The sequence below is a fragment of the Rhizobium sp. BR 362 genome (genome assembly GCF_036528765.1).
Classification (GTDB): Bacteria; Pseudomonadota; Alphaproteobacteria; order Rhizobiales; family Rhizobiaceae; genus Rhizobium.
In genome coordinates, this window is sequence record NZ_JARWGH010000009.1 from 57,728 (window position 1) to 74,137 (window position 16,410).

The 16,410-nt window shown below is 61.0% G+C and carries 16 protein-coding genes; 9 read left to right on the forward strand and 7 right to left on the reverse strand.

The window, feature by feature from the left end; genetic code table 11:
* The first annotated feature begins 75 nt into the window (after positions 1–75).
* Positions 76–816: a hypothetical protein gene (locus tag QDY28_RS14865; protein WP_331382452.1), complete on the forward strand. Its 741-nt coding sequence runs from the start codon at positions 76–78 to the stop codon at positions 814–816.
* Positions 817–1,229: 413 nt separating this feature from the next.
* On the forward strand, positions 1,230–1,820 hold the full coding sequence (locus QDY28_RS14870) for a sterol desaturase family protein (RefSeq protein ID WP_331382453.1): 591 nt from the start codon (positions 1,230–1,232) through the stop codon (positions 1,818–1,820).
* A gap of 68 nt (positions 1,821–1,888) precedes the next feature.
* Here the strand turns inward: QDY28_RS14870 and hutC are convergent, their stop codons facing one another.
* Complete coding sequence (hutC, locus tag QDY28_RS14875; protein ID WP_331382454.1) at positions 1,889–2,644, reverse strand: histidine utilization repressor; 756 nt, start codon at positions 2,642–2,644, stop codon at positions 1,889–1,891.
* Positions 2,645–2,836: 192 nt separating this feature from the next.
* Here hutC and QDY28_RS14880 point away from each other — a divergent pair, with 192 nt between their 5' ends.
* The 6 genes from QDY28_RS14880 to solA all read left to right on the forward strand — a co-directional run bounded on the left by QDY28_RS14880 (position 2,837) and on the right by solA (position 8,712).
* Positions 2,837–3,682 (forward strand): transporter substrate-binding domain-containing protein, encoded by an 846-nt coding sequence (locus tag QDY28_RS14880; protein WP_331382455.1) that lies wholly within the window; start codon positions 2,837–2,839, stop codon positions 3,680–3,682.
* A 113-nt stretch (positions 3,683–3,795) separates the two neighbouring features.
* The gene (locus QDY28_RS14885; RefSeq protein ID WP_331382456.1) at positions 3,796–4,518 is read left to right on the forward strand and encodes an ABC transporter permease; all 723 of its coding nucleotides are present in this window, start codon (positions 3,796–3,798) and stop codon (positions 4,516–4,518) included.
* Between the two features lie 9 nt (positions 4,519–4,527).
* Positions 4,528–5,232, forward strand: a complete 705-nt coding sequence (locus tag QDY28_RS14890; protein WP_331382457.1) for an ABC transporter permease — start codon at positions 4,528–4,530, stop codon at positions 5,230–5,232.
* Between the two features lie 32 nt (positions 5,233–5,264).
* Complete coding sequence (locus QDY28_RS14895) at positions 5,265–6,041, forward strand: ABC transporter ATP-binding protein (RefSeq protein ID WP_331382458.1); 777 nt, start codon at positions 5,265–5,267, stop codon at positions 6,039–6,041.
* Positions 6,038–7,534: an HAL/PAL/TAL family ammonia-lyase gene (locus tag QDY28_RS14900; protein ID WP_331382459.1), complete on the forward strand. Its 1,497-nt coding sequence runs from the start codon at positions 6,038–6,040 to the stop codon at positions 7,532–7,534. The genes QDY28_RS14895 and QDY28_RS14900 overlap by 4 nt, the downstream gene beginning before the upstream one ends.
* A gap of 8 nt (positions 7,535–7,542) precedes the next feature.
* On the forward strand, positions 7,543–8,712 hold the full coding sequence (gene solA / locus QDY28_RS14905) for an N-methyl-L-tryptophan oxidase (protein WP_331382460.1): 1,170 nt from the start codon (positions 7,543–7,545) through the stop codon (positions 8,710–8,712).
* 28 nt (positions 8,713–8,740) lie between these two features.
* On the opposite strand, the gene QDY28_RS14910 is transcribed toward solA, so the two are convergent.
* The 6 genes from QDY28_RS14910 to QDY28_RS14935 all read right to left on the reverse strand — a co-directional run bounded on the left by QDY28_RS14910 (position 8,741) and on the right by QDY28_RS14935 (position 15,067).
* Positions 8,741–9,514, reverse strand: a complete 774-nt coding sequence (locus tag QDY28_RS14910; RefSeq protein ID WP_331382461.1) for a slipin family protein — start codon at positions 9,512–9,514, stop codon at positions 8,741–8,743.
* Between the two features lie 27 nt (positions 9,515–9,541).
* Positions 9,542–10,897 (reverse strand): NfeD family protein, encoded by a 1,356-nt coding sequence (locus tag QDY28_RS14915; protein WP_331382462.1) that lies wholly within the window; start codon positions 10,895–10,897, stop codon positions 9,542–9,544.
* A gap of 219 nt (positions 10,898–11,116) precedes the next feature.
* The gene (locus QDY28_RS14920; protein ID WP_331382463.1) at positions 11,117–12,436 is read right to left on the reverse strand and encodes an MFS transporter; all 1,320 of its coding nucleotides are present in this window, start codon (positions 12,434–12,436) and stop codon (positions 11,117–11,119) included.
* Positions 12,437–12,766: 330 nt separating this feature from the next.
* Entirely contained in the window at positions 12,767–13,801 is a 1,035-nt protein-coding gene (locus QDY28_RS14925; protein WP_331382464.1) for a glycoside hydrolase family 25 protein, read from the reverse strand.
* A gap of 179 nt (positions 13,802–13,980) precedes the next feature.
* Positions 13,981–14,262: a hypothetical protein gene (locus tag QDY28_RS14930; RefSeq protein WP_331382465.1), complete on the reverse strand. Its 282-nt coding sequence runs from the start codon at positions 14,260–14,262 to the stop codon at positions 13,981–13,983.
* Positions 14,263–14,269: 7 nt separating this feature from the next.
* Complete coding sequence (locus QDY28_RS14935; protein WP_331382466.1) at positions 14,270–15,067, reverse strand: DUF899 domain-containing protein; 798 nt, start codon at positions 15,065–15,067, stop codon at positions 14,270–14,272.
* 122 nt (positions 15,068–15,189) lie between these two features.
* Between QDY28_RS14935 and QDY28_RS14940 the strand changes: the two genes are divergently transcribed.
* Positions 15,190–16,410 (forward strand): helix-turn-helix domain-containing protein, encoded by a 1,221-nt coding sequence (locus QDY28_RS14940; RefSeq protein WP_331382467.1) that lies wholly within the window; start codon positions 15,190–15,192, stop codon positions 16,408–16,410.

A 16,410-nucleotide genomic window follows, 5' to 3' on the forward strand; every position in this document is an offset into this window, starting at 1 on the left:
CAGCAACATTGCTCGTCCCCGCCGCGGTCGCATGGCATCGGAAGGGCGCACGTCTGAAATGAAAGGAAGAAGCACATGAAACTCCGATCAGTTTTCGGAACGACCATGGTCGCGCTGGTACTAGCCGTCGCTCCGGCCGGCGGCGCCGCTGTGGGTCTGACAGGTCTTGCCTATGCCAAGGGCGGTAATGGAAACGGCAATGGTGGTGCCGGCGGTGGCAATGGAAACGGCAACAGCAATGGAAATGGCCATAGCAATGGCAACAGCAATAGCGCGAGCCACGGCAGCGCCAATTCGAGCCACGCTAAGTCCGATGACTCAGATTCGAGCGACACGGATGTGGATGCCGATGCAAGCGCAGATGCAGATGCAGATGTGGGCCACGGCAAGCACGCGACTCACCTCTCGAAGTCCGCGGCTGCTGATGAGAAGCTTGAGAAGCACGGCGTGGCCAAGACCAAAACGCAGGCAGCGGCGCTTGGCAGCCTCAAGTCCCTCAACAGGAACTATCATGCCTACATGAATTCCAAGGATCCGAAGATGGCGGCTATCAGAGCCTATGTTATGGATTATGCTGAATTCGAACTCAAGAATGGAACCAATGCTATTCCGACGGATCCTGCCCTGAGCGACGATGCACTGCGCTCGGCTCTGGCTCAGGAATCCAAGACCGGCGTCGTGACCGACAAAACGCTGGCGGAGGCCAAGGACATCCTGGGCGTCGGCCCGGCGGTTGGAAAGATAGACCAGGTTCGTGATGCGCTGGAAAGATCGACTGCGGCGCCATCCGACGATACGACCGACACCGCTGATTGATCGAGCACTGCGGCGGGTGCGAAAGGCCCCCCAACCAAATTCACCCGCCGCTTCGCGGAGCGACCAACACGCCAATCGTGTTGGTCGCTCTTTTTTTGTCTGACGTAGCCGATATTGCCCCACCTCGGTGGCGCGTCACGTGCCTGTCATTTTTTTAAGAGACATCTTGTTTCGGCATGCTTCTAAGCTGCTTCGTGATTGGCCGGTTTTGCGCCGGCATCTTGCGAGCGGAATAGAGTAGGCCGTGGTGAATCCCCGTCGATTTACCGCTTATGTGCCAATATTGAAATGCTTTCGCTTCTTTGCGCGTTCTCCAACGAACGCCGACAGAGGCATATGAATCGTTTCTGCCTGTAAAGAATGAAGAAGAATCTTATGACGAATCTTCACAGTCAATGCAGCGAGCAAGCCTCATGAGGCGCTCACTTTCGCGAAAACCAAATGCGGTCGCTTATTATACCAATTTCGTCGTCTACCCGATCGTCACGGTCGCACTGGTCGCTGCCTATTTTGTTTGGGGCTATGATGGCCGGCCTTTGATATGGCTCGCAGCGATCGTGATCGGTGCAGCCGCATGGACTCTGGTGGAATACCTCATCCACCGCTTCGTGCTGCATCATGTCGTCTTTATACGCGATATGCATGTTCAACATCATCACGCGCCGACCGAACTGATCGATACGCCGATCTGGCTCAGCCTGTTCTTCATGGTCGCGTGCGTATTGCTGCCCTCGTGGTGGATCTTCGGTTTCGGCGCGGGGTCGGGGTTCACGGCCGGCATGGCGCTTGGCTACCTCACTTACGGAACGATGCACCACGCCATGCATCACTGGCGGATTCCGCACGGCACCTATCTCTATCGTGCCAAGCGCTGGCACGCGCAGCATCATGCTTCGACGGACGAGGGAAATTATGGTGTTTCATCGCTTTTCTGGGATCACCTGTTTGGCACGGTGCTGCCCGACCCGGCGATGAAAAACAGGAAACGGCGAGACGGCGGCTGAGTGCGGCCCCCGTGAAGGCACTCACCGCTCAAGCGTACGATCTTCCATATACAAGCTGATCGATGTTTTCATTCCTCGAACATCTTGCCCGTGCGCGCTTCAAGCCGGTACCGGTGGCCGGGATAGACGAGGCGGGCGATAGAGACGACCTGCCGCGCCGACCAGGTGCGCCGGCGGATCGCAAGGCAGGGCTCGGTCTTCAGGACGGTGAGGAGCTTGCACTCCCAGGACTGCGGCATCGCTGCCTCGACAATGTGTTCCGAGCCGCTGAGCGGGGCGGCTGCCGTCAGATAAGCATTCGGTGTCAGCGTCGTGAAATCCTGCTCCAGGTATTCGGGGGCTGCTTCGGGGTGGACGAAACGGTCCTCGATCTGCACCGGAACGCCGTTTTCGCTGTGGACGATCAGCGAGTGGAAAACAGCGGCCCCGATCTCCAGCTCCAGCGCGTCGGCAACCTCGGGGGAGGCTGTTTCGCGGGCCAAAACGACGACGGAAGCCTCATGAACATGGCCGCGTTCGGCGATCTCGTCGGCGATGTTGCGCACTTCGAATAGCGCCGAATACCCCTTCCGCTCCGCAACGAAGGAACCCACCCCCTGGATGCGAACGAGTTCGCCTTCATTGGCTAGCTCTCGCAGCGCGCGGTTGGCGGTCATCTTGCTGACGCCAAGCTCCAGGACCAGCTCGTTTTCTGAGGGGACGCGATGCTTCGGCGGCCATTCGCCGCTGTGAATGCGATCCAGGATCATCTGCTTGACGCCGGCGTAAAGTGGGCCAGAGTCATTTTCGGCGAGCTCACGTTTCCGGTCGATAGCGCGTTTCATTGCCTAATCCTTGTGCAGTCGCGAATTTCGCATGTAAATCGACTTGGCACTTGCATAACACAAAATATCACATATGGTACCCTATACAACTATCTGATCAATGTGACCAGCAAATGCGGGTGGCGATCGGCAAGCCGGCGAAGACTGGCGTAAACAGAAATTGGCTATTTCGATCTCAAGAGGAGAACATCGATGAAGATTAGACATGCCCTTCTTTCCAGCGCTCTTGCGCTCGCTGTTCTCGCCGGCCCCGCGGCCCAGGCGAAGGACTGGAAAACCGTTACCATCACGCTTGAAGGCGCCTATGCGCCGTGGAACCTGACCAACTCCGATGGCACGCTCGGCGGCTTCGAACCGGAGCTCGCCAAGGTGCTGTGCGAGCGGGCCAAGGTCGACTGCAAGCTCGTGGCGTCCGATTGGGACGGCATGATCCCGGCTTTGAACGCCGGCAAGTTCGACGTGATCATGGATGCGCTGTCGATCACCGACGAGCGCAAGCAGGTCATCGACTTCACCGTTCCCTACGCCGCAACGCCGGCCGCCTTCGCGACCGCTAAGGACAGCCCGCTGGTCAACGCCGCCGGCACCGGCGCAACCATCAAGATGACGCCCGGTCAGACCGGCGTTAAGGAGATCGACGCGCTGAAGGCAGCCTTCAAGGGCAAGACCATCGGCATTCAGGCCGCCACCGTCTACGCGAAGTTCATCTACGATAACTTTGGTGACGTCGCGACTATCCGCGAGTACAAGACCGGCGCCGACCGTGACCTCGATCTGCAGAACGGCCGTATCGATCTCGGCTTCGACGACGCCGTTTATTTCCAGACAGCTTTCGACGCCGCCAATGGCGCGCTCGCTTTCACTGGCCCGCAAATCGCCGGCCCGATCTGGGGCGTCGGCGAGGGCCTTGGCGTGCGCAAGTCCGACACGGATCTGCGCGACATGTTCAGCGCGGCGATCAAGTCGGCACTGGCCGACGGCACGGTGAAGAACCTTTCCATGAAGTGGTTCAAGACGGACGTCTCGCCGCAGGAATGATCGTTGGCCGGCGCTTCCAAGAGAAGCGCCGGCCTTCGGCCTCAGTGCCGATTCCCGCATGTTATGTTTGACTAATCAAGAAGACGGACCGCTCGGGACGGGGAACGAACGAGATGGCGATATTGCAATTGATCGGTTTCGGCTCGACCGGCTGGGGCGCGCTGCTTCTGCTCGGGGCGCTGATGACGCTGTGCGTCACCGCGGTCGCATTGGCGATCGGCGCCGTCTTCGGCGCCATCATCGCGGCGGCGAAGCTTTCCGGCAATCTCATCCTAAAAACGCTCGGAAACGTATATACGACCGTTTTCCGCGGCGTCCCGGAACTGCTCATCATCTATCTCATCTATTTCGGCGGATCGAGCGCGATCACCAGCATCGGCAAGTCCTTCGGCTATGAAGGGTTTCTGGGCATGCCGTCCTTTGCGGCGGGTGCGCTTGCCGTCGGCATCATCTCTGGCGCCTATCAAGCGGAAGTGTTCCGCGGCGCCTATCTCGCCATTTCCAGGGGCGAGCTTGAAGCCGCATCGGCGATCGGAATGCATAGAGGCATGAGATTCCGGCGCATCATCATGCCGCAGGTGCTGCGCTACGCCATTCCCGGCATGGGCAATGTCTGGCAGTTGAGCCTCAAGGATTCCGCGCTGATCTCGGTCACCGGCCTCGCCGAACTGATGCGGACCAGCCAGGTCGCCGCCGGTTCGACGCGGCAATATTTCTTGTTCTTCATCGTGGGCGGCGCGCTCTACCTCATCCTGACAAGCCTGTCTGACCGCGTCTTCAACGGCGCCGAACGGCGCGCCAACCGCAGCATGCCCTCCGCAATGGGCCAGGCCTGAGGATCGATCATGGATTTCGCTTTTCTCGGACAGACCATGCTCACGCTGCTCGAAGCTCTGCCGACGACGCTGGCGCTGTTTTTCCTGTCGATTGCGATCGGCGGCCTGCTCGCGATTCTGATCGTCTGGATGCGGGTCGGCGGCAATCCGGTCTTTACCGCCATTGCCAAGGGCTACATCTTCGTCTTCCGCGGCTCGCCGCTGCTGATCCAGATGTTCCTCATCTTTTACGGGCTCGCCCAGTTCGGATTCATCCGCTATGGGCCTTTGTGGCCCCTGCTGCGCGAGCCCTTCGTCTGTGCCGTGCTGTCGCTGGCGCTCTGCACCGGCGGTTATACTGCGGAGATCTTCCGTGGCGGCATTCGCGCCGTCTCCCCGCGTGAAATCGAGGCGGCGCGTTCGATCGGCATGTCCGGTTTCCTGCTGGTGCGGCGCGTTCTGGCGCCGATCGCCTTCCGCCACGCTTTGCCTGCCTATTCGACCGAAATCGTACTGATGATGAAGTCGACGGCGCTCGCAAGTCTCGTCACCGTCTGGGAAGTGACCGGCGTCGCCCAGCGGCTGATCTCGCATACCTACCGCACGATGGAGGTCTTCCTCTGCGCCGCCGCCATCTATCTCATCTTGAATTTCATCATCCTGCAGGCGCTCGGCCTGCTGGAATATCGTCTGTCCCGCCATCGTCGCGCCGTTCCGGCGGCGCTGAAGGCGTAAGGAAACTGGCCTAGATCTGGATTGGAGCGATCATGCCCGGCGTCACCCGACTTTCGGTCCGCAATATTCGCAAAAGCTTCGGCACGCACGAGGTTCTGCGCGGCATTTCCCTGGATGCACAGGATGGCGACGTCATTTCGCTGCTTGGCGCCTCCGGCTCGGGCAAATCCACCTTCCTGCGCTGCATCAATCTTTTGGAGACCGCGACTGACGGCGAGATCTGGGTCGATGGCGAACAGATCCGCATGGTGCATAAGGGCGGCACAAGCAGGCCGGCGAGCCAGAAGCAGGTGGATCATATCCGCTCCGAACTCGGCATGGTGTTCCAGTCCTTCAATCTCTGGTCCCACATGACAATCCTGCAGAACGTCATCGAGGGGCCGGTGCATGTACTGAAGCGGCCACGGGCCGAATGCATCGCCGAAGCCGAGGCACTGCTCGAAAAGGTCGGCATCGCCGACAAGCGGCATGCCTATCCGGCGCTCCTGTCAGGCGGTCAGCAGCAGCGCGCGGCGATCGCCCGCTCGCTTGCCATGAAACCGAAGGTCATGCTTTTCGACGAGCCGACCTCGGCCCTCGATCCCGAGCTTGTCGGCGAAGTGCTACGCGTCATGCGCTCGCTGGCGGAAGAGGGCATGACCATGCTCGTCGTCACCCACGAGATGAGCTTTGCCCGCAACGTCTCCAACCGCGTCGTCTTCATGCGCGAGGGCCTGATCGAAAGCAGCGGCCCGCCGCAGGAAATGTTCGGCAGCGGCGCCTCCCCAGCCTTCCGCCAGTTCATCGGGCATTTTGGAGCGCCGACATGAATGTCATGCTTCGAACGGTGCTGAGCTGGCGGGATGTCGCCAGCGTGGCGGCCGGTGCGCCTCTATCACTTGCACCGGCCGTGCGGGAACGCATCGCCTATGCGAGCCGGATCGTCGAACGCATCGTCGAGACTGGCATGCGTGCCTACGGCGTCAACACCGGCGTCGGCGCGCTGTCGGATACGGTGGTCGACCGTCAATCCCAGAGCCGCCTTTCGCGCAATATCATTCTCAGCCACGCCTGCGGTGTCGGGGAGCTGCTGGCGCCGCGTGAGGTGCGTGCCATCATCACTGCTCAGATCGCCAATTTTGCCCATGGCCATTCCGGCGTGGGGCCGGACATAGTCAATTATCTTGCGGCCTTTCTCGAAAAGGACTGCATCCCCGACGTGCCCTCGAAAGGTTCGGCCGGCTATCTGACGCATAATGCCCATATCGCGCTGGTGCTGATCGGCGAGGGCAGTGCCAGGCTTGCCGGCAAGGCGATGAGCGGACGTGAAGCCCTGGTTGCGATCGGCCTTGAGCCGCTCGTGCTCGGCGCGAAGGAGGGCTTGAGCCTCGTCAACGGCACCGCCTGCGCGACCGGCCTTGCCAGCGTGGCGCTGGCTCGTGCCGAACGCCTGCTTGCCTGGGCCGATGCCGCCGCGGCGCTGACGCTGGAGGCGGCCGGTTGTCAGATGGCGGCATTCGACGAAGCCGTGCTGGCACTGCGCCCCTCCAAAGGCATTGCCGCAGTCGGCGCATCGTTGCGCGCCCGATTGCAGGGCAGCGGCCTCATCGCCGTGGCGTTGGGCCGGCGCACGCAGGATGCTCTCAGCCTGCGCGCTGTTCCGCATGCCCACGGTGCGGCGCGCGACGTCTTCGACAATTCCGCTGGTGTCGTCGATGAGGAACTTGCTTCCGTAACGGACAATCCGGCCGTTTCCGGCACACCGGAGAACCCGATAGTTTCGTCGGAAGCGCATGCGGTTGCTCCGGCGCTCGGGCAAGCCGCCGACAGCCTTGCGACTGCGCTTGCCCAGATCGCGGCGATGAGCGAGCGGCGCATGGACCGGCTGGTCAATCCGCTTGTCAGCGGCCTGCCGCCCTTCCTCGCAAGCGATGCCGGCAGCAATTCCGGCTTCATGATCGCGCAATATACGGCCGCAGCTCTTGCCAACGAGAACCGCCGGTTGGCGGCACCCGCCAGCACCGACGGCGGCCTGACCTCTGGCCTGCAGGAAGATTTCCTCGCGCATCCGACAGCCGCGGCAAACAAGCTGCTCGCGGTGATCGACAATGCCGAATATATCCTGGCGATCGAACTGATGGCGGCGGCGCAGGCGCATGATTTCCTGAGTGCCGCGGGAACGCGCGCCGAGGGCACCGACGCGATTTACAAGATGGTGCGCGCCCGCATCCCGCATTATGGCGACGACCGTCCCTTGAGCGTCGACATGGAAGCCCTGCGAAACCTCATTCGCGGGACGCTGCCGCCGGATATCAGCGAATAGGATAGTTTATGACTGCGGAGTTCGATGTTGCCGTCATCGGCCTTGGGGCCATGGGAAGTGCGGCACTTTCCTTTCTCTCGGCGCGTGGTGTCAAGACGATCGGCATTGATGCCCATTTTCCCGCTCATGCCTTAAGTTCCTCGCACGGCGACAGCCGGCTGATCCGCCTCGGCTATTTCGAGGACCCGTCCTATGTGCCGTTGCTGCAGCGCGCCTATGAGAACTGGCGGGCGCTGGAAGCGCGGCTGCGCGCCGATGTCCTGACGATCACCGGCGTACTGCAGATCGGCAAGCCAGAGAGCAAGATCGTCAGCGGCACGCTGGCATCCTGCAAACTGCACCATTTGCCTTACGAGGAGCTGGATCGGAAGGCGATGGCAACGCGTTTTCCAGTCTTTGCGTTGGAAGAAGGCGAGATGGCTGTGCTCGATCCGCAAGGTGGCTATCTCCGTCCGGAAACGGCCGTCATGGGCTATCTGAAGCTGGCGGCGGAAGATGGGGCGGTCCTGCATTTCGGTGAGAAGGTGACGGCAATCGCGCCCGACGATGCCGGCGTGACGATTTCGTCTGCTGTCGGCCGTTATCGCGCCAGGAAGGTGATCGTTTCGACCGGTTCGTGGATCGCTGAGTTGGTACCGCAGTTGCGGGAGCATGCCAATCCGATCCGCCAGGTGGTCGCCTGGTATCAGCCGCGCGACGGCTTTGTGACCCAGCCGCATCGCATGCCCGCCTTCCTTCGTGATGAGGGCAAGGAGGGCTCCTATTTCGGCTTCCCGGCGATCGGCGTCGACGGCGTCAAGGTCGGCCGCCACGCGCATTTCATGGAACCGATCGATCCAAACCGGGCCAATCCACCCGTCAACGACAGGGATAAGGCACTCTTGGACAATTTTATTGCCAAGCGCCTTCCTGCCGCTGCAGGTGTTCGTGTCAATGCCGTCACCTGCCGCTACACAATGCTGCCAAGCGAGGATTTCCTGATCGATCACATGCCGGGCGAGCCGCATGTCGTCGTCGCCTCACCCTGTTCCGGCCATGGCTTCAAATTCACCAGCGTCGTCGGCGAAATTCTTGCCGATCTCGCGCTGGAGGGCGGCACCGGCCTGCCGACTTCGGCCTTCTCCTTCAAGGCGATGGAGAATTTCCTTGCGATGAGAAAGATGCCGGCTTTCGCTTGAGTATTGCGGAAGCAGATCGAAGCGCGAGCTACTGCGGCGGTTTGTCCGTCTTCGGCGGGAGCAGATTGGCGAATTCCATCGGGAAGGGAAACAGGATCGTCGACGTCTTTTCGCCGGCAATGACGTTCAGCGTGCTGAGGTAGCGAAGCTGCATGGCTTCGGGTTGCCTGGCCAGGATTTCGGCTGCTTCGAGCAGCTTCGCCGCCGCCTGCTGCTCGCCTTCGGCATTGATGATCTTGGCGCGCCGCTCGCGTTCGGCCTCGGCCTGGCGGGCGATCGCGCGGATCATCGACTCGTTGATGTCGACATGTTTGATCTCGACATTGGCCACCTTGATGCCCCAGGCATCCGTCTGCGCATCGAGAATTTCCTGAATGTCGTTGTTGAGCTTGTCGCGTTCCGACAGCATTTCGTCGAGATCGTGCTTGCCAAGCACCGAACGCAGCGTCGTTTGGGCAAGCTGGCTCGTCGCCGCCATGAAGTCCTCGACCTGGATCGTCGATCTCTCTGGATCGATGACCCTGAAATAGATCACGGCGCTTACGCGAACAGAGACGTTATCATGCGAGATGACATCCTGGCCGGGCACGTCGAGCACCCTGGTGCGCAGGTCGACCCGCATCATCTGCTGGACATAGGGGATGAGCAGAAACAGGCCGGGTCCCTTGACGCCGGTGAAGCGGCCGAGCGTGAACACCACCCCGCGCTCATATTCCCGCAGGATTTTGATTGCCGACGCGAGGACGAGCAGCAGGATAAGGATAACCACAAGATAGAAGGCGAGATCTGCGAACATGCCCATGACTTTTTCTCCTGCTCCGCCAGCCTCTTAAGTGCTGCGGGTCACCTCAAGCGTCAGACCATTGCGACCGGTCACTTTGACGGCGTCACCGGTGGCAAGCGGCTCCGAGGAAACTGCCTTCCAGCGTTCGCCATGCGCGATGACGTAGCCTGCAGCGCCCGTCCAACTGTCGACTTTGCCTGATATGCCGATCATCTGTTCCGTGCCGGTTGTAACTTTGCGCCAGCGCGAGAGAATCGCCACCCGGGCGACGATGAGGCTGAAGGCAAGGGCCGCGATGGCGATGCCGCCCAGCACGGACCAGGACACTTCAAAGCCCGGGACATCCGTCTCGAACAGAATGGCAGCGCCGAGCACGAGCGCAATGCCGCCGCCCATGCCAAGGGCGCCGAAGGATGGTGAATGCGCTTCGGCGACGGTTAGCCCAACGCCGAGGATGATCAATCCGACGCCGGCGTAACTTACCGGCAGCAATGCCAGAGCGTAGAGACCAAGCAGCAAGCATATGCCGCCGATCGTGCCAGGGACAAATGTTCCGGGGGTGAGAAATTCGAAGATGATGCCGTAGATGCCGACCATCATCAGGATGAGCGCTATGTTGGGATCGGTAATCACGGAAAGCAGACGCGTCCGCCAGTCCGGTTCGAATTCCCGAACGGCAAGGCCGGCGGTATCGAGACGAACATCAGTCTGGCCGACCCGAACCGTCCGGCCCTGCGCCTGGGTCAAGAGATCTTGGATGGTGTTGGCTGTGAAGTCGACGACATGCTCGTGCGCGGCTGCGGTCGCAGAAAGGCTCGCGGCTTCCCGCACGGCCCGTTCCGCCCAATCGGCGTTGCGATTGCGCAGTTCGGCAAGCCCGCGAATATAGGCGACGGCATCGTTGACGGCTTTCGCTTCGCTGGCGTCGCGAGAGGGCTGTCCCTGTGTATTGCCTGGTTCGCCGGATTTTCCCTTGTCCGGTTCGGAACCGCTGCCGAACGGGTTGCCGCCGATTGAGATCGGTGTGGCCGCGCCGATATTAGTACCCGGCGCCATCGCCGAGATGTGGCTTGCATAGAGAATATAGGTGCCGGCACTGGCGGCGCGGGCGCCGCTTGGCGCCACAAATCCCGCCACAGGCACGGACGAGGCGAGGATCAAACGAATGATCTCTCGCATCGATGTGTCGAGACCACCAGGCGTATCGATCTGCAGGATGACCAGAGTGGCGCCATCTGCGCTGGCGCGCTCAAGGCCACGCCGTATATAATCCGATGTTGCCGGGCCTATAGCGCCGTTCACCTTCAGGACCATAGCCACGCGCTCCGCACCAACTGTCGGCGAGGAGGCGAGGCCGAAAGTTGATGCCAGAGCCAGCATCAAGGCGAGGATTGGCGGCATTCGTCGCCAAAGCTTCAAACATTGAACCATCGTTCGCCAAGCATTCATGTGCATAAATATATGGCGCGCGCCGTCAAAGGGTAAGATGCAAACCATTCCAGGTTGGCACGGTCTGCTGAGCCGCCCGATGCCGGCGGCGGTTCAGCGCCACCCTCAGACAAAGCCTTCGGCTCCATGCCCGAGACGATCGGTTGTTCATGCCGCTTAAGTGCCGGCCGATCAGATTTTCGGGGAGGCTGCTGCGGCCCCGATCTCTCTTTCTCTGGTAATCCGCTCCCTCCGGGATATCTGCTGTTCCACGACGAATACGAGCAGGCCGCCGATGGCCAGGCATCCGGCCAGGAAGAACATCGGGGCAATCGTGCTTCCCGTGACGTCCTTGATCCATGGCACGACGTTCTGGGCAATAAAGCCGCCGAGATTGCCGACGGAGTTGATGGCTGCGAGGCCTGCCGCAGCACCGGCGCCCCTCAGGAACCGCGAGGGCAGGCTCCAGAAGACCGGCTGACCGGCAAAGATGCCTGCGGCGGCGACGGACAGGAACGCGAACTGCAGCCTGTGATCCGGGATCAACGCGGAAAGCAGGAGCGATACCGCTCCGACAAAAGCCGGGATGACGATATAGGACGTCTTCGATTTCGCCTTTGCCGCCATGGCGGGAACGACATAGAGGCTGACCGCGACCAGGAGCCACGGAATGATGTTCAGGAAACCGTTCTCGGTATTGCCGACGCCGAAGCTCTTGACGATCGTCGGTAGCCAGTAGCTGAGGCCGTAGGCCGCGAGCGGAAAGGCGATATAGCAGAGCGCCATCAGCAGCACGCGGGGATCGACGAGCGCTTTGAAACCACTATCGGCGTTCTTGTCCATGCCGGCATTTTCGGAGGCGAGCCTGTCCTGCAGCCAGCGCTTTTCCTCATCGGTCAGAAAATGCGCCTGCGCCGGATGATCGGACAGATAGAATATCGTCACCACGCCCAGAATAATGGCCGGAACGCCCGTCGCGATGAACACCCATTGCCAGCCGGCAATATTGTAGAGCCCGTTGAGATCGAGCAGCGTACCGCCGAGCGGCGCACCGACGGCATTGGCGAATGCGCTGAAGATCATGAACAGCCCAACCATTTTGCCGCGATAGATCGACGGGAACCAGAGCGTGAGAAGATAGAGAACGCCGGGGAAGAAGCCTGCCTCGCACGCGCCGAGAAGGAAGCGCAGGATATAGAACATCGTCGCATTCTGCGTATAGGCAAGCAGCGTCGTCACGATGCCCCAGGATATCAGGATCCTGGCGAACCATCTGCTGGCGCCAAACCTATCCAGCATCAGATTGCTCGGCACTTCGAAGATGAAATAACCGATGAAAAAGAGAGATGCGCCAAGGCCATAGGCATATTCGCTCATCCCGAGCGCATCGACCATCTGCAGCTTGGCGAAGCTGACATTCTGACGATCGATATAGGCGACCAGATACAAGAGCCCCAAAAAGGGCATCAGGCGCCAGGTGATTTTCGAGATGAGCTGCTTTTCGTCGACCATGGCCGGTTCTCCTTCATTGCATATCCTGAGCACCCGAGGATGAGCAGGCTGATTATTTCGCTTTCTAGATGTAGCGGCAGGAGAGTGTGGCAATATGTGTGCGGCAAGTTCGTCGCCGATGGCGACAGCTTCCGTGGTGACAACAGACGATTCTTTGGGATTTAGGAATGCCGCCGCTGCGACAATGGCTTAGATGTCCGAAATAGTAGTGCTATAGCGCGCGTCCGCATAGAGGCGCGGTGCCGGCACACGGTCTTGGAAGACAGGCAGCCCTCGTTCTCGATATTCGTTCTGGTCGGAAAAACGGCCAAGTGCGACTCGCGTGTCGGCTCAATTCGAACGCGCCGCCACCCAGTTGTGCCATTCTTCCTCGCTGCCATGGAAAGCGTTGAGGTCGATCCGACCCTCGACGCCATGGGTGAGCCCGGAACCGGAATATTGCCAGAAGAGCCATTTCCGTCCCGGATAAACCTTGGAGGGATGTGCGGCCACCGAGCGCAGCCAGAAGGGATAATTGGTGAATTCGCCCTGCAAGTTGTCGCGATAGAAATCCGGGGCGGTGTAGATGATCGGGCGCTGGCCGTAATATCTCTCCAGCCTGTCCATAAAGACCTGCATTTTTTCGAGGACGTGCTCGCGCGAGGGCCGTCTCTTGCAGCTCGATTCCCCATTCCATTCGACGTCTATCACCGGCGGAAGGGCGCCGGCCTCTCTCGGAACGTTGCGGATGAACCAATCGGCCTGTTCGCCTGCCGTCCGGCACCAGTAGAAGAAGTGATAGGCACCCCGTTTTAGCCCCGCCTCCTTGGCCCTGCGCCAATTCTTCTTGAACATGGGGTCGAGGTGATCGCCGCCGTCGGTCGCTTTCAAATAGACGAAATTGGCGCCCTGCGCCTGCAACTTCTCCCAATCGATTTCGCCTTGCCAACGGGAAACGTCGACGCCATGCACGGCGAGCTTTCTTGGCGAGGAACTGCCGAAATTGATGGGCTTGGCGTCGCGGAAACGACGGCTGTGGATCTGCATCCGCGTTTGCGGTGCTGCGCTGATCGCCGGGTTGGTCGGCATGAGCAGAGCAACCGGTTTTTCGGAGGGAATTGGGACGCTGTCGGTCTTGGCGGTCGGCAAGAAGGCCTGCGGCCGCGGGTCCGGCTCTGTCCATGTCAACGCTTGCTGCTGCTGGGCGACCTGCAGGGTAGCGTTGCCAACCTCGGCGGATGGTACAGGCCCGTTCGATCGGGTGATGGAATTGGTCGTTTCCTGCGACGGTGGTGCGACCAGCACGTCTTCCGGACCGGAACTGGCAGCGCATGCCGACAAGATCAACGAAGTAAGAAAGATTGCTAACACAGCCGCTAGACGCATATGAACCCGCACGCAAAACAACAGTCGACGGCAGCATCCAAGTCTTCGGAAAACCACCGACATGAATTGCTAATGGAAAATTACCAAAAAAGATTGAATGCAATCTTTACGATTCGGCAGTCGGGGGTTTGCGTCGGGGATGGATCGAAAGGTTCCTGTTCGGCCCGGTGAGCGCCGGATCAGGACCGGCGCGCAGCGTTTCGTTGGCGGGACAGAAGTTTCAACCAAGGCGCGACATGAAAGACGCTCATGAGCAGGTACATCGGGACCATTCCGCTGAGTGGTGAAGCCCCCTGCATAGCGGAGCAGATCATATCGGCATCGCCGATCGTGGCCGTCAGCAGCGCCATGATCGCGAATGTCGGGGCCGCGGCGAGGGACAACCAATGAGAGAGGCCGATGGCGGCAGCGTCGCCGGCAGATCCGCTGCCGGCGGGAAAAGGGCTGGGTTGAGTAGACATCGAAACGTCAGCTCCGGCCATACTGATCATGGTGACGCCACCAGATACCGTTCTCGTTGCGCCCCTTGGGAGCGCGGTCGAGCCACTGGTACATGCCCCAGAGGCCATCGAGCCCGCGCGCATAGCTGGAATAGGTGTGATAAACGACACCGTCATCGAGCACGAATGCGCTGAGGCCCGGCCTGTCGCGTGTAAATGTAGCGGCGTCGGTTCCGGTCATGGCTGCTATCTGCGTTACGGGTTCCTCGCTGCTGCAGGCCTCGCATCCCTGAGCAGCCTTGTTTGCGACAGGCTGAGGTGAAGGCATCTCGCGGCGGAAATTATACTCGATGCCGCCTTCCCGCTGCTGTTCCTCGCTGAACCAGACGCCGAAATCGGTATTGAAATCGCTGCCGAACGAAGACGCCCAGGGGAAGGTCCACCCCATGCGCTGCTTGAATGCCTGCAGTTTTGCAAGCGGCGCCCGCGATACCGCCGAGAAGGCGACATCGTGGTTCTCGAGATGGACGACGAAGCCATTGAAGCCGTCCGCAATCGAGGAGCAGGACGGGCAGCCGGCCGTATAGTCGGGGCCGAACATGAAGTGGTAGACGAGGAGCTGCGAGCGTCCCTTGAAGAGATCGATGAGCGAGGCGCTGCCTTTCTCCGTCTCGAAGCGATAGTCCTTGTCGATCCGCACCCAGGGGAGGGCTTGCCGGCGCAGTGCCAATTCGTCGCTCTGCCGCGTCAGCGCCTTCTCATCCGCGAGGAGGTCGAGCCTTGCAGCCAGCCATTCCTTGCGTGTCGCAATCACATGTGCAGTCATCATTTTTCTCCCTTGGCTATCTGCCGTCGTATCATTCAAGATGCGACGTGCTGTTTGGTGGTCGCAAGTAAGCTACGCCCGGATATCGAAATGATGGGAGTTACAAGTTTGACGGGATTTCGATGGACTCGATGATCACCGCTGCGGCGCATGCGCTGGCAGGCGGCGATCCTCTTGGCGCGTTGAAGCGGGTTGCCCTGCGCGATGATGCCCCCGCGCTGGCGCTCAGGGGCATCGCGATGGCACAACTCGGCGAGCTCGGCCGCGCAAAGATGCTCCTCAAGAGTGCTGCACGCGCCTTCGGGCCGAGGGAGGCCATGGCCCGCGCCCGATGTGTCGTCGCCGAAGCCGAGATCGCGCTCGTCTCGCGCGACCTTACCTGGCCTGCCAAGGCTCTTGCTGCGGCACGGGTAACGCTGGAAGCGCATGGCGACGGTGTGAATGCCGCGCATGCACGCAATCTCGAAGTCCGGCGCCTGCTGCTGATCGGCCACCTCGATGAGGCCGAGCGTGTGCTCGCCGAGCTCGACCCGTCACCGCTCCCGCCCGCGTCGAAGGCCGCTCACGAGCTGGTGGTTGCCGGAATAGCTATTCGCCGCCTGCAGACGAAGGCAGCGCGTGCGGCGCTCACGCGGGCAGCACATGCCGCGCGGGCAGCGAATATTCCTGCGCTGACGGCGGAGGTCGAAAGCGCTTCACTCGTTCTGCACACAGCGGCGGCGCGCGTAATCCTGCGTGGCGAGGAGCGCCCGCTCCTGCTCGAAGAGGTGGAAACGCTGCTGGAGTCGGGGACGCTCGTGGTGGACGCGTGCCGGAATGTCGTTCGGAACGCAGGAACAATCGTTTCGCTCGCGACGCGCCCGGTCCTGTTTACGCTTGCACGCGTACTGGGTGAAGCCTGGCCGGGGGACGTGCCGAGGAGTACCCTCCTTGCTCGTGCCTTCCGGGCAAAGCACGCCGATGAATCGCATCGCGCGCGGCTGCGCGTCGAAATGGGACGGCTTCGCGCGGAGTTACGCTCGTTGGCGGATGTCAGGGCAACAAAGCGGGGCTTTGCGCTGGTGCCGCGCCGCTCGCGCGAGGTCGCAGTACTGGCACCGCCGGTCGAAGAGCAGCATGCGGCGCTGCTCGCCTTTCTCGCCGACGGAGAGGCCTGGTCGAGCTCGGCGCTGGCGATTGCGCTTGGAGCGAGCCCGCGCACGGTGCAGCGCGCGCTCGAACAGCTTGCCGAAGCAGGCAAGGTACAGTCGTTGGGTCTTGGAAGGGCGCGCCGCTGGATGACCCCGCCGGTGCTCGGATTCCCGACAATCTTGTTACTCCCCGGTCCGCTGCCGAATGAATAG